General features: G+C 63.0%; 12 protein-coding genes. 8 read left to right on the plus strand and 4 right to left on the minus strand.

The window, feature by feature from the left end; genetic code table 11:
* Positions 1-71 precede the first annotated feature (71 nt).
* From paaZ to paaI, 3 genes are all read left to right on the plus strand, one after another.
* A complete protein-coding gene (paaZ, locus tag M1L53_RS00900) occupies positions 72-2114 on the plus strand; it encodes a phenylacetic acid degradation bifunctional protein PaaZ (RefSeq protein WP_030536074.1) in 2043 nt (680 codons plus the stop codon).
* 6 nt (positions 2115-2120) lie between these two features.
* Entirely contained in the window at positions 2121-2432 is a 312-nt protein-coding gene (locus M1L53_RS00905; protein ID WP_007730606.1) for an EthD family reductase, read from the plus strand.
* A 66-nt stretch (positions 2433-2498) separates the two neighbouring features.
* Positions 2499-2867, plus strand: coding sequence for a hydroxyphenylacetyl-CoA thioesterase PaaI (paaI, locus tag M1L53_RS00910; RefSeq protein ID WP_054187538.1), 369 nt, complete (start codon positions 2499-2501; stop codon positions 2865-2867).
* An 18-nt stretch (positions 2868-2885) separates the two neighbouring features.
* Here paaI and M1L53_RS00915 read toward each other — a convergent pair whose 3' ends face one another.
* On the minus strand, positions 2886-4676 hold the full coding sequence (locus M1L53_RS00915) for a CocE/NonD family hydrolase (RefSeq protein ID WP_054187524.1): 1791 nt from the start codon (positions 4674-4676) through the stop codon (positions 2886-2888).
* 81 nt (positions 4677-4757) lie between these two features.
* On the minus strand, positions 4758-5204 hold the full coding sequence (locus tag M1L53_RS00920; RefSeq protein WP_054187525.1) for a cupredoxin domain-containing protein: 447 nt from the start codon (positions 5202-5204) through the stop codon (positions 4758-4760).
* 272 nt (positions 5205-5476) lie between these two features.
* Between M1L53_RS00920 and M1L53_RS00925 the strand changes: the two genes are divergently transcribed.
* Together M1L53_RS00925 and M1L53_RS00930 are read left to right on the plus strand one after the other, a co-directional pair.
* Entirely contained in the window at positions 5477-5839 is a 363-nt protein-coding gene (locus tag M1L53_RS00925; protein ID WP_054187539.1) for a hypothetical protein, read from the plus strand.
* Between the two features lie 7 nt (positions 5840-5846).
* Positions 5847-6986, plus strand: coding sequence for a cation:proton antiporter (locus M1L53_RS00930; protein ID WP_054187526.1), 1140 nt, complete (start codon positions 5847-5849; stop codon positions 6984-6986).
* On the opposite strand, the gene M1L53_RS00935 is transcribed toward M1L53_RS00930, so the two are convergent.
* Positions 6970-7731 (minus strand): DUF2127 domain-containing protein, encoded by a 762-nt coding sequence (locus M1L53_RS00935; protein ID WP_054187527.1) that lies wholly within the window; start codon positions 7729-7731, stop codon positions 6970-6972. The genes M1L53_RS00930 and M1L53_RS00935 overlap by 17 nt on opposite strands.
* Positions 7732-7806: 75 nt before the next feature.
* On the opposite strand from M1L53_RS00935, the gene M1L53_RS00940 reads away from it, so the two are divergent.
* The 3 genes from M1L53_RS00940 to M1L53_RS00950 all read left to right on the plus strand — a co-directional run bounded on the left by M1L53_RS00940 (position 7807) and on the right by M1L53_RS00950 (position 11538).
* Entirely contained in the window at positions 7807-8613 is an 807-nt protein-coding gene (locus M1L53_RS00940; RefSeq protein ID WP_003942939.1) for an alpha/beta fold hydrolase, read from the plus strand.
* A gap of 118 nt (positions 8614-8731) precedes the next feature.
* Entirely contained in the window at positions 8732-10105 is a 1374-nt protein-coding gene (gene gabT / locus M1L53_RS00945; protein ID WP_054187528.1) for a 4-aminobutyrate--2-oxoglutarate transaminase, read from the plus strand.
* Positions 10102-11538, plus strand: a complete 1437-nt coding sequence (locus M1L53_RS00950; protein WP_054187529.1) for an aldehyde dehydrogenase family protein — start codon at positions 10102-10104, stop codon at positions 11536-11538. The genes gabT and M1L53_RS00950 overlap by 4 nt, the downstream gene beginning before the upstream one ends.
* Here M1L53_RS00950 and M1L53_RS00955 read toward each other — a convergent pair.
* Positions 11514-13046 carry a PucR family transcriptional regulator gene (locus M1L53_RS00955; protein ID WP_232319023.1) on the minus strand — a complete coding sequence of 511 codons (1533 nt, stop codon included), beginning with the start codon at positions 13044-13046 and terminating at the stop codon, positions 11514-11516. The two genes, M1L53_RS00950 and M1L53_RS00955, sit on opposite strands and share 25 nt — an antisense overlap.
* Positions 13047-13086 lie beyond the last annotated feature (40 nt).

A 13086-nucleotide genomic window follows, 5' to 3' on the forward strand; every position in this document is an offset into this window, starting at 1 on the left:
GAATCCTTGACAACGCGGCGTTACCGGGCGATCGTAATTACCGACCGAACGTACGGTGATATGGAGTTGTCGTGAGCAGACTGTTGGAAAGCTATGTGGCCGGTCAGTGGTACGCCGCACCGGACGCAGGTACCCCGTTGCCGAGCGCAGTGGACGGATCGGAGGTGGCCCGGATCTCCGCAACCGGCATCGACCTCGCCGAGATGGTTACGTACGCCCGCGAGGTCGGCGGGCCTGCACTGTCCGCGATGACCTTCCACGAACGTGCCGGCGCGCTCAAGGCTCTCGCCCTCACGTTGATGGCAGGAAAAGCCGAGTTCTACACACTCTCCACTGCCACCGGTGCGACGACGCGAGATTCCGGGGTGGACATCGACGGCGGATTCGGGACCCTGCTGAGCTACGCGAGCAAGGCTCGGCGCGAATTGCCCGACAGCACAGTCTTTCTGGACGGAAACGTCGAGCCTCTCGGCAAAGGCGGAACCTTCCTCGGGCAACACATCTATACATCACGTCGCGGCGTCGCCGTGCAGATCAACGCCTTCAATTTCCCGGTGTGGGGGTTCCTGGAGAAGCTGGCACCGGCATTCATCGCGGGGGTGCCGTCCATCGTCAAACCTGCCAGTTCCACGGCATATCTCACCGAACTCGTCTTCCGGCGCATCATCGAGTCAGGCTTGCTCCCAGAGGGTTCCGTCCAACTGCTCTCCGGTAGTGCACGCGGCCTCCTCGATCACCTCGGCGGGCAGGACTCAGTGGCATTCACCGGATCCGCCGACACCGCGGCAACGCTGCGTGCTCACCCGAACGTCGTCGGCAAGGGCGTCCATTTCAATGCCGAAGCCGATTCACTCAACGCGTCGATCCTCGGCGAGGACGCCGTACCAGGAACGCCCGAATTCGATTTGTACGTCAAACAACTCGTCACCGAGATGACGGTCAAGGCGGGCCAGAAGTGCACGGCGATCCGGCGCGCCCTGGTCCCGCTCTCGCTGGTCGACGCCGTTGTCGATGCCGCATCCGAGCGACTGAACAAAGTGGTCGTGGGACACCCCGATGCTGATGGCGTCACTATGGGAGCTCTCGCCAGCATCGAACAGCGTGACGAGGTCTTGAAATCCATTCGCGGTCTGACGAAGTCGGCAACCATCGTATTCGGAGACCCGGACAACGTCGACGTGGTCGGTGCCGACGGCCAGTCAGGAGCCTTCCTTTCCCCAGTCCTTCTCCGGGCGGAAGAGAATGCGCACGAGGTACACGAACTGGAGGCCTTCGGACCCGTCAGCACCGTCATCGGATACGACGGCATCGATCATGCGATCGAACTCGCGGCCCGTGGCGAGGGAAGCCTCGTCGCCTCGGTGGTCACTGCCGACACCGACATCGCACGTCGACTGGTGCTGGGTCTCGCAGCTTTTCACGGCAGAGTGCTCGTGCTGAACCGCGACGACGCCAAGGAATCCACCGGCCACGGCTCTCCCCTTCCAGTCCTCGTACACGGCGGTCCCGGCCGTGCCGGCGGCGGTGAGGAGCTGGGTGGCATCCGCGGAGTTCTGCACCACATGCAGCGGACCGCCGTACAGGGCACACCCGACGTCCTCACCGCAGTCGGCGAGCGCTGGTTCACCGGATCGCAGCGCACGACCGGATCCGAACATCCATTCCGAAAGAGTCTCGCCGAGTTGAAGATCGGTGACACTGTTGTCGGCGGTCCGCGCCAGGTCACACTCGCAGACATCGATCATTTTGCAGAGTTCACCGGTGACACCTTCTACGCTCACACCGATCCGGTGGCCGCTGCGGCGAATCCACTCTTCGGCGGCATCGTCGCGCACGGCTATCTTGTTGTCTCACTCGCTGCGGGCCTGTTCGTCGACCCGGCTCCCGGCCCGGTTCTCGCGAACTTCGGCGTGGACAGCCTCAGGTTCCTGACTCCGGTCAAAGCCGAAGACAGCCTGACGGTCACCCTCACAGCCAAGACCATCACACCTCGCAGCAGCGCCGACTACGGTGAGGTTCGTTGGGACGCCGTGGTGACGAACCAGGACAACGATCCGGTCGCGACATACGACGTCCTGACTCTGGTAGCCAAGACTCGCCCCGAAGGGAATTGAAAGCACATGACCTATCGAGTAGCAGTGTGTTACGGACGCCCCACCGATCCGGAGGCTTTCGACAAGTACTACAACGAGATCCACGTCCCGCTCGCCAGCGCAGTGCCAGGGCTCTCGGACTTCACGTTCAGCAAGTGCTCGACGCTGGACGGCTCCGATCCAGTCTTCTATGCCGTCGCCAACCTCGAGTTTCCCGATCTCGAGACTATGCAGAGCGGCCTGAAGTCCCCGGAGATGGGCGCCGCTGGAAAAGATGTCGCAAACTTTGCCACCGGCACGGTCGACATGTATGTCCAGGAAGTTGTCTCGGTCCTCTAGACCCCTGCAATTTCCCGATCACACAGGAGTTGTCTCGTGAGTACAGGAAGCATCACCGCCAGAGAGATGTTCGACGCGGACCAGGCATCGCAGGCACTCGGTATCGAGATTTCCGAGCTGGCGCCCGGTAGCGCAACCGTGACCGTCACCGTGGGCGAAACCATGGTGAACGGTCACGGAATCACACACGGCGGTTATGTTTTCCTGCTCGCGGACACCGCGTTTGCGCTCGCCTGCAACGGCTACGAGGATTCAGCCGTTGCAGCGCGCGCGGACATCAGATTTCTGCGTCCGACCCGTCTGGGCGACACCTTGACCGCGGTCGCCACCGAGAAGGCTCGAGGCGGCCGATGTGGGATCTACGACGTGACCGTTCGCAATGGCGACGCCGTCGTGGCCGAGTTCCGCGGCGACAGTCGAACCATCACCCGCTGAAATTCAGCCCACGGTGTATCAGCCCACGACGGGAAGTTCGAGGGGGCCGGAACCGTCGGCAAAGATCGTCACCGGCATACCTTGCAGTCCCCCACGGAAACTGATGTCGCCACCGGTGATCGCGAGACGCACGGAATGCCCTGGCTCGAATCGATGCACTATCGCCGGCATCGTCACCGGCACCGGCTGCGACGGATCACTGATGCGTATGGGTGCGATGAGTCCGTTGATCAGCGAGGAAGTTCCGTCCGGAGCCACGTCGTAGAGTTTCGCGAACACCACCGGCTGTCCGGGCGCCGCAACACGCAGCGTCACAGTGGGGGCTCCCACCACGTCCATCGCCTCGGTCATCGGCGCAGTGGTCCAGAGCGCCTCGGTTCCCGGAATCTGTGCATTCGGAATGTTTCCGGCCGGATTGATATTGAGTGGCTCTACGCCCGTCGGCAGCCCAGCCGGTGCGGTGACGATCGTCTTCGAACCCGGTATCACCGGCGTGCCGTCCGGTAGCAGTCCCCCGTCAGCGGACAGATGGAAGGCGCGAGCGGTCCCGACATCGACGGTGTCGGACGTCGCGTAGGCCGGTGCCGCGTTTCCCTCGTAGTCGATCCAGTTGCGGAAATACGCGAATTCCGGGCCGGTCTCCGTGTTCTCGTCCTTGAGGTAGTGATCGAACCAGTCCATGAAGCGACCGGTCTCGTACTGGGTATCCTCGTCGGGTGCGGAGAAGCTGAACTCGCCCGGCGCAGCGGCCAAGTGGCTGTGCCCCCACGAATGCCAGATCATCTTGGCATCGACGCCACGATCCTTCAGCGCGTCGTAAGTCGCGGTTGCCTCGTTCAGATCGAACAGGGTGTCCTGTTGCCCCTGAGCAAGCAGTACCGGAATGTTGATCCGGTCGACGAACGACGAGACCGACGACGCTCGGAGCTCACTCACTACTTGCGGTCCGATATCGCCGGTCACCACTGCCTCGGCGATCGCGTTGCACATGTAAGGGACGTAGTTCGGGCAGCCGGGTAGCCGTGCGGGATCTGCGATGTAACCGTCCACACCGGGATTCGCGATGCCCGCGCCGAAGAGCAGCGATGCAAAGAGCACCTTCGCTGCTCCCGGCTCCGCAGTCGACACTCCGGAGATGGTCCCGGTGCTGTTGGGCGCCAGAGAATACGAGAGATCGTTCCAGGTGATCATGGGGATGATGGTGTCGATGCGGGGATCGACACTCGCGGCGGCGAATTGAATGCCGCCGCCGTAAGAGCCACCCGTCATTCCGACCCGCGGGTCGTTCGTCGACGGTGCACCGGTGTGATCGACGGAGTCCTGAACGACCGTGGTGAGCGCCGGATAGGGCTGCGTCAGAGCCTGATCCGTGAAGGCAATCCCTTCTTGGCCGCCGAGGAAGCTGACCAACTGGGAAGCGGCGATACCGTCGTATGCGGGAGAGTCGAGTGTGATCTTGCAACTCGTGCCGCCGAAACCCAATCCCGAATACGTCAGTCCGACGTACCCGTTCTCGGCGAAGTTCTGCAGGGCAGGAATCTGGTCCTTGTACGAACCGCCGAACCCGTTGGTGGTCAGGATCGCGGGAGCTGGGTTGTCAGCGTCGACACCATCGGGAACAAAGAGTTCACCGACGACGGTGCACGGCGTCGAGAGTTCAGGCCCGACATCGACCGAGAAGTACAGCAGCTGTGACGAATACGAGCCGTTCGGTGAATCCGCGAGCGCCGGCGGCGAAAAGCCGAGGGCGCAAACCACGAGCGTGACGACACTGATCGCAATTCTCCGGCGCACCTGAAAACCGTACACCCGGATCTGTTCTCCACCAGCTCAATCCGGCGCGTGCCGCCAACGTTTTCTCGCGAAAGTCACGCCAGACCGAGCCGACCTCTACTTGACCGTCAAGGTGCCGCGCATGCTCGGATGATAGGTGCAGTGGAACGTGTACGTTCCCGGCTCGTTCGGCACCGTGATGGTTTCCGTCTCGCCGGCCTCGATGTCCTCACTGAACAGTCCTGCCGTATCGGACGTGACCGAGTGTTCGACGGTGTCGTTGTTCTGAATGGTCAGTACCTGACCAGGCATCACCGACTCCGGTGTCGAATACTCGAAGCCGCTGATCACGATTCCCATCGACGACGCTCCCGGCGTCGACATACCCAGAGGCATGCTCGGCATCGACATACTGGTCGGCATGCTGGTCATCGGCATACTGGTCATCGCCATGCCGTCGTGATCGGCCGAATCGTTGTCCGACGAATCGTTGTTGTCACTGCACGCGGTCAGTGCGAACACCGCCAGGATCAGCGCTGCGAGCACTGCGAGAATCCGCTTCATTGCTTCGCCTCCTGCTCGTTCCCCCGCAGTCTGCTGATTACCCGCCGCCTAGGGGGCCAAACAGCTCCGATGTGGTGCCTGCGGCGCTGATAGTGCACGATTTCTGCACCAGCTCCACTCGCGGACCGACACTGAAGGAAACAGCACAGATGGCCAAGAGCAAAACGTCGAAGGCAGCCCAGCCGAAGGCGTCGAAGGCAGCGCAGCCGAAGGCTCCCAAGACAGCAGAGCCGAAGGTAGCCGAGAAGGCTCCCGCCGTTCTCTGGAAGGACCTGCCGGACGAGCACGACTACCCGGCAGCCCGCGATTACCTCCAGTTGGGCGCGACGCCGGTTCAGGTCCAAGCTCTCGTGTACGCCCTCAAGACGGCGACGCTGGTCTCGAAGAAGGCCAAAGACATCCTGCGGGCTGCTGGGCTCCCTCTGCTTCCGGTCGACAACCCACACGTTGCTGCCGACCTGTTGAAGATCCGCAAGGGGATCGCGCTGTCGCCGATCCTGCTGGTGCAGGGAGACTTCCGCGCCGGAGTACCGGCGCAGATCGCCGACGGCTACCACCGTGTCTGTGCGAGCTACCACGTGGACCAGAACACCGCCATCCCCGCGAAGATCGCACCCTCGACAGTTAACTCGTAGGTCGTCGATGACCTTCGGCATCCTTGCCCTCGTCGCGCTGGCCGGCATTCTCGGCCCGCTGCTCGGCGCTCGCGTCAGCTGGCATGTCCCCGTGGTGGTCGGCGAACTTGCCGCGGGCGTCGTCTTCGGTGTCACAGGTTTCGGGCTGCTGGACTCTTCCGACCGGACTTTCACCTTCCTGGCCGATATCGGGTTCGCGCTCACGATGATGGTGGCCGGCTCACACGTCCCGGTCCGCGATCCGGCAGTTCGTGCGGCAATCGGCAAGGGTGCCGTTCGCTCGGTTGTCGTCGGGCTCCTGTCGGTTGTTGCCGGCTACGGTGCGGCGACGGCATTCGGCACCGGTCACGCCGCGCTGTACGCGGTCCTGATCGCGTCGTCGTCCGCGGCGTTGATTCTCCCCATCGTCGATTCGCTGGGGCTCGGTGGAACCTCGGTTCTGCAGATGACTGCCCAGGTCGCGATCGCGGACACCGTCTGCATTGTCGCGCTGCCTTTGGTGATCGATCCGGACAATGCCCCTCGTGCCGGTGTCGGCGCACTGGCTGTGGCGGCGTGTGCGGTTGCCTTGTTCTTCGTACTGCGAGCCTTCCACCGGTCCGGCCATTGGCGAAGGCTCCACAAATTCTCGGAGAAAAGAAAGTTTGCACTCGAACTCCGGATCAATCTGGTGATCCTCTTTTCTCTGGCAGCGCTGGCGTCGAGCACGCACGTGTCTATCATGCTCGCGGGCTTCGCCTTCGGGCTCGTTCTTGCCGCGATCGGTGAACCCCGCCGCCTCGCCAAACAGCTCTTCGCCATCACCGACGGCTTCTTCGCCCCCCTCTTCTTCGTCTGGTTGGGAGCGGCGATCAATCTGCGCGACCTCGTCACCCATCCGTCCGCCATCTGGCTCGGATTGGTCTTGGGCGGAGCAACTCTCGTGGTTCACGCCGCGATACGCGCCCTCGGTCTCCCGCTCCCTCTCGGCGTGCTGTCCGCCGCACAACTGGGAGTACCGGTTGCCGCAGTTACGGTGGGCACTCAATTGGGGGTGATGGGCGACGGTGAACCCGCAGCCATCCTCCTCGCCGCCATGATCACGATCGGTGCAGCAACGCTGGCGGGTGCTGCCGCGTCGAAAGCTGGTCTCACGAAGCCTGCTTGACCGCGGCCCTCTCCACCGTCAGCAAGCTCTCCTCCGAATGTTCGGCGTGATACGCCGCGCCGCCGCCGCGGACACCGAAGAGTCGCTTGCTCCAGATCAGCCATACGACGGCAGCGATGTTCACCAGCAGCAACCCGGCCCTCAACCACGTGATCTTCTCGGTCAATTCGTAGATTTCGAGGGGCAGGAACAAGCTGGTCGCCACCACCGCGAAGTACTCGCCCCAGCGTTCGACCATCCACAGGCCGACTGCCTCGATCACTTGAAGGCCGGCGTAGACCAACAGCCCGACTGCGATCCAGGTGAGCGTCGTAGCGGACAACGAAAACGCCTGCTCGATGTGATGGACCAGTTTGGAATCGTCGATGTTCCAGCCCAATTGACGGGCAAGTGGCCTGATCAACGGCAATTCGTTCTCGAAGGCGTCCTCGGCGCGACCCTTCGACGATCTCAGTTCGAACACACCGATCGCCAGAAGAACCAAACCCAGAGCGCGGAACATTCTCTCGGTGGCGAGAAGTCGCATGATCAACCGGTCGCGAAGCAGCCTCCCCCGCGGAACCTCGGGGGCGGCGTCCGCCGGTCCCGATGCTCGGGGCGCTCCCAGGACGAAGTTGCCGCAACGTAGGCACCGCCACGCCTGACCCACCGCAGTATCCACATGTAGTCGATCCCGCAGCTCAGGTTCGTCCGGAGCGTAGGTCTCGTGACCGTGCCAACTGCACGAGCGCAATGCGAAGTCCACGGGTGAACTCTATGCCGCATATGCCCGGTACCGTGGATACCCGCTGACCGTGCACTTCGAACGATGAGGATTCCGATGACAACCACCAAGATCGAAACCCGGCATGGCGTCATGGCAGTCGACGACAGTGCCACCGACGGTTTTCCGGTTGTCTTCATCCACGGGAACTCGGCCAGCCGCTCCATCTTCCGTCATCAGGTCGACGCCGACTGGGCCGGCGACTACCGCATGATCACTCTGGACCTACTCGGCCACGGCGACTCCGAGGACGCGAGCGATCCCGAAGCCGCATACACGCAGAACGGTTACGCCGACGCCATCGTCGATGTTCTGACCGAACTCGGCGTCGAAAGAGCCGTTGTCGTCGGCTGGTCGCTCGGCGGACACATCGCTCTCGAGTTGATCGCGAAATTCCCCGGGCTCACCGGAATCGTCATCACCGGTACGCCGCCGGCAAATCCCGAGACGCTCGGCGACGCCTTCAATGCCGGCGACGGATTGTCCATCGGCGGCACCGAGGTCATCACCGCGCAAGAAGCCGAACTCTACGCACGAATGACCGCCGTTCCCTTCGAGCAGGCTGCCCTCGACGCCGCGATACGCACGGACGGACGCGCTCGCAAGATCATGTTCGACGCATTCGGCGCCGGCCGCGAATCGGATCAGAAGGCTCTGGTTGCAACGGCGTCTGTGCCTCTCGCGGTGATCGACGGCGCCGAGGACCCGTTCGTGAACACGTCGTATGTCGCGTCGTTGACCTTCGCGAATCTCTGGGAGGGCACGTATCACGTGATTCCCGGTGTGGGGCATGCAGCGTTCTGGGAAGCCCCTGAGGTGTACAACCCACTGTTGCAACGATTCCTCGGCAGTTTCGCACAGTAACCTGCTGGACAACCTGCTGGACGCGGCGTCCTATGAGATAGAAGCCACTCGACAATCCGGCCATGTCCGGATCATTCATCGCCGTCCTACAGTTCGGAAAACGACTGGAGGCACTGCGATGACCATTCTCAAGCACGGCACGGAAACGTGCATCGGTGGACCGACCCTTCCCCAGATACGACGCCTCGTCACCGAAGTGCCCGGCCCCAACTCGCGCGCTTTGGCAAAGCGCCGGAGCGCCGCACTGCCGGCCGGGCTGACCAGCGGATCCAGCATTTACGTTGCCGCAGCGGGCGGAGGAGTTGTCGTCGACGTCGACGACAACTCGTTCATCGACTTCGGCAGCGGCATCGCCGTGACCACCGTCGGAAACAGTGCGCCGCGCGTGGTCGAACGCACCACGCGCCAGCTCGGTCAGTTCACCCATACGTGTTTCCTCGCAAACCCCTACGAGGGGTACCTCGAGGTCTGCGAAGCGCTCAACCGCCTGACCCCGGGAGATCACGAGAAGCGAACAGCGCTGTTCAACACCGGCAGCGAGGCGCTCGAGAACGCCGTGAAATACGCACGTGCCGCCACCGGTCGCCCGGCAGTTGTCGTCTTCGACCACGCATTCCACGGTCGCACGTTGATGACCATGACGATGACAGCCAAGAACCAGCCGTACAAGGCCACATTCGGCCCGTTCGCACCAGAGGTCTACCGGGTTCCGATGGCATACCCCTACCGTTGGCCGAGCGGCCCCGAAAACGCGGCCGACGAAGCATTCGCCCAGTTCCGTCTTGCGATCGACACTCAGATCGGCGCCGAATCGGTAGCCGCTGTGGTCGTGGAACCGATTCAGGGTGAGGGCGGTTTCATCGTTCCCGCTCCGGGATTCCTGAAGCGAATCTCGGAATTCTGCCGTGAGCGCGGCATTCTCGTCGTCGCGGACGAGGTCCAGACCGGTATCGCACGAACCGGAGCCTGGTTCGCCAGCGAGAGTGAGGACTTCGTCCCCGACATCATCACAACCGCAAAAGGTCTCGCCGGCGGAATGCCACTCGCCGCCGTGACCGGCCGTGCCGACGTCATGGACGCCGCGAATCCCGGTGGTATCGGCGGTACGTACAGCGGCAATCCCGTTGCCTGCGAGGCCGCCCTGGCAGTTTTCGAGACGATCGAGATGGAAGGGCTCCTCGACCGCGCCAAGGACATCGGCGACATTCTGACCACAGGTTTGTCCGAAATCGCTTCGGACACAGACATAATCGGCGACATTCGTGGACGCGGCGCCATGATTGCAATCGAACTCGTCCACGACGAGGACAAGGCTCCGAATCGCGAGGCCGTCGCCCAGATCGTCAGCTACGCCCACACGCACGGTCTCCTTCTGCTCACCGCCGGCACCTATGGAAACGTCGTCCGCTTCCTCCCGCCGCTGAGCATCTCCGACGAGTTGCTGACCGAAGGACTCGGTATTCTTCGCGACGCTGTGGCCGCAGTCCGATGAGCGTCGCAGTGCGCAGCTTGATCGGCGGAGCTTGGGTCACGGGCAGCGACGGCACACTGACGGACACCAACCCGGCCCGTCCCGACGAGGTTGTCGCCACCGGAGGCCGCGCCGGTGCCTCCGAAATGGCGACCGGTGTTCGCGTCGCCCGCATCGCCGCGAACGACTGGGCCCGCCTGCCGATGTCCGCACGCGGCGCATACCTCACTCGCGCAGCGGAAATCATCGAATCCAACGCTGAGGCCTGGGGCGAAGAACTCACCCGCGAAGAAGGGAAAACGCTGGCCGAGGGTATCGGAGAGGTGCGCCGCGCAGCGCAGATTCTGCGTTACTACGGCAACGCCGCCGACCGCGAGACCGGAACGGTGTATTCCTCCCCACGTAGCAGCGAGCAGATTCTCGTCACTCGCAAACCTCTCGGCGTGGTAGGCGTCGTCACGCCGTTCAACTTCCCGATCGCGATCCCGGCATGGAAGATTGCGCCTGCCTTGGTGTACGGAAACACCGTCGTCTGGAAACCGGCTGCCGCGGTGCCCCTTCTGGCCTTCCGTCTCGCGCAGGCACTGACCGAAGCGGGCCTACCCGACGGAGTCCTGAACATGATCCTCGCCGACAGCGCGGCCGGTGAAGCGCTGGTCGATCACCCGGACCTCGACGCCGTCACCTTCACCGGTTCCACCGGAGTCGGCCGAAAGGTCGCGGGATCTGCTGCGGCGCGCGGAGTTCCGGTACAGGCGGAAATGGGTGGAAAGAACGCAGCCGTCGTACTTGCCGACGCAGATCTCGAGCTTGCGGTCGAGCAGGTGATGCTGGGCGCATTCCGGTCAACCGGCCAGAAATGCACGGCCACTTCACGTCTGGTGCTCCATGAATCCATCGCCGAGGAATTCCTGGCCAGGCTGACCGTTGAAGTCAAGCAACTGAGAGTCGGAGATCCACTCGATCCCGACGTCACGACAGGTCCCGTGGTCAGCGCATACGCGCAGCAGTCGATCATCGAGGGGATCAATCGAGCCGTCGACGGCGGCGCCAGGGTTGTGGCCACCGCCGAAGCGCCGCAGTCGGGCTACTACGTCCAGCCGACAGTGCTGGAACTACCGTCGAGCACCGAACTGTGGTTCGAGGAACTCTTCGGCCCGGTACTGGCGGTGCAGCGGGCAGCAACAACCGCAGACGCATTCCGCTTGGCGAACGAGGGCGAATTCGGTTTGTCCGCAGCACTGTTCACGCAAGACCTGACCAGTGCACTTGCCGGTATCGACGATCTGGACGTGGGGATCCTGCACGTCAATTCGGAATCGGCGGGCGCTGATCCCCACGTACCTTTCGGCGGCGCGAAGAGGAGTGGATACGGGCCCAAGGAACAAGGCGACGCGGCACGAGAGTTCTTCACTCACACCACCACCGTCTATCTCAGGGGCGGCAGAGCATGATCTGAATTCGATTCCGCCTGCAGCAGTTCACGAGCTTTGAGTGCGATCCACAACTCGGACCGGGTGTGGGCGGAATCGAGATCTCGGCCGATCAACTCGGCAGCCTTGTCCATGCGATTACGCAGCGTGTGCCGGTGAACACCCAATTGCGCTGCAGCGGATTCCCATTGACCATTGTGGTGCAGGAACGCTTCGATCGAGTCCACCAGACGGGAACCGTTCTCGGCGTCGTAGCCTTCCAGCACACCGAGACCGCCGGCCGCGATCGACTGCAGAACATCGCTCGACTGCACACTCAACAAGAGACTGAAAGTCCCGAGTTCTGAGAACGGAACGAGCGTGTGTCCTTCGACCTGCCCCACTTTGGCAGCAGAGACGGCCTCGCGCAGACTGGCCGCAACACCGCTCATCGGCCGGACGCCACCGATTCCACCGTTGATACTCCGGCGTGAATTCTCCCGTACTCTCGCATACACACTGCGTGTGACCTTCTCCGCAACTTCACTTTTCACGACGAACCACACACCGGTTCCGTCAGTCAGCGGGGCCAACAGGTACGGCACCGACTCTTCTTCCAGGGCCGCTGAAGTGATGTCGGTGGCCGCAAGCAAAGGTCCGACATCGGTCAAGGCGGTTGCCACCACCGTGGTTTCGGATTCGAATCCGAAGTACCGCAACAGACTTTCGTCGACGTCACCGCCGGCCTGGCGCACCATCGTCGTAACGGCCAACCTCAGCCGCTGTTCGGCATCGACAACCCGCAACGGCTTGGCAAGCTCGATGGTCAACAGCGACACCGTGTGGCCCACCAACAATCGCTCGGACTGATCCAAGGCGGCCTCGGACGCCACGGCCAGCGTGCCGCTCACAGCAAGGCGGTGAATGGCCAGGTGACCGTCGTCGTCCACCACGATCCGGCTGCGCTCCTTACCTGATCGCTCCCTGATGCGTTCGGGCAGAGACGAACTCGCACCTTCCGTCAGAGCCAGCACCGCGCCGTCCCGATCGAGAACACAGACTGCTGCGTGAACGGCTCGACCCAGGGCAGTGATCAGAGCCGGCACCCCGTCGAGCAGGGCACGCGCCAACTTCTCCTGCGCGTCGACCACCGCCTGCACCGTTCGTATCTGGTCGGCGGTCAGTTCGTCGATCACGGCCCGCGAAATGGCGATGAACGGCGTCTCCTTGGCGACGGAAAGCACGGCGAAACCCAGTTCGTCGCCGGCCCTGATGATCGCGTCCGGCACCCTCTCGTGCACGGTGCCGGTGTCGAACGCCAGTGCCACCGCACCGGTCTGCGCGATGCGCTCGACGTACTCGTATTGCTTTGTCGCCGAACGCGGAAGGTGTAGCCCCGTCGTCATGACAAGCTCTCCACCGGCGAGCCAACGGGTCGGATCCTGCAATTCGATTGCGTGCGCCCAGCTGATCGACAGATCCACGTCGTCGTGACCGGCAACGATCGTGAGGCCGAGCGAGGTGGTGGCCGCCAGGCGCCGGACAGTCATCGGCATTACCGGAACCTCCGAAGGCAGTGAATAGAAAGGC

The sequence above is a fragment of the Rhodococcus sp. T9N genome (assembly GCF_024436645.1).
GTDB lineage: Bacteria > Actinomycetota > Actinomycetes > Mycobacteriales > Mycobacteriaceae > Rhodococcus_F > Rhodococcus_F qingshengii.

Bases quoted from the DNA above. Each gene is read 5' to 3' on its own strand.
- M1L53_RS00905 (WP_007730606.1), top strand. From the start codon at position 2,121: ATGACCTATCGAGTAGCAGTGTGTTACGGACGCCCCACCGATCCGGAG.
- paaI (WP_054187538.1), top strand. From the start codon at position 2,499: ATGTTCGACGCGGACCAGGCATCGCAGGCACTCGGTATCGAGATTTCC.
- M1L53_RS00920 (WP_054187525.1), bottom strand. From the start codon at position 5,204: ATGAAGCGGATTCTCGCAGTGCTCGCAGCGCTGATCCTGGCGGTGTTC.
- M1L53_RS00930 (WP_054187526.1), top strand. From the start codon at position 5,847: ATGACCTTCGGCATCCTTGCCCTCGTCGCGCTGGCCGGCATTCTCGGC.
- M1L53_RS00940 (WP_003942939.1), top strand. From the start codon at position 7,807: ATGACAACCACCAAGATCGAAACCCGGCATGGCGTCATGGCAGTCGAC.
- gabT (WP_054187528.1), top strand. From the start codon at position 8,732: ATGACCATTCTCAAGCACGGCACGGAAACGTGCATCGGTGGACCGACC.
- M1L53_RS00950 (WP_054187529.1), top strand. From the start codon at position 10,102: ATGAGCGTCGCAGTGCGCAGCTTGATCGGCGGAGCTTGGGTCACGGGC.
- M1L53_RS00955 (WP_232319023.1), bottom strand. From the start codon at position 13,046: ATGACTGTCCGGCGCCTGGCGGCCACCACCTCGCTCGGCCTCACGATC.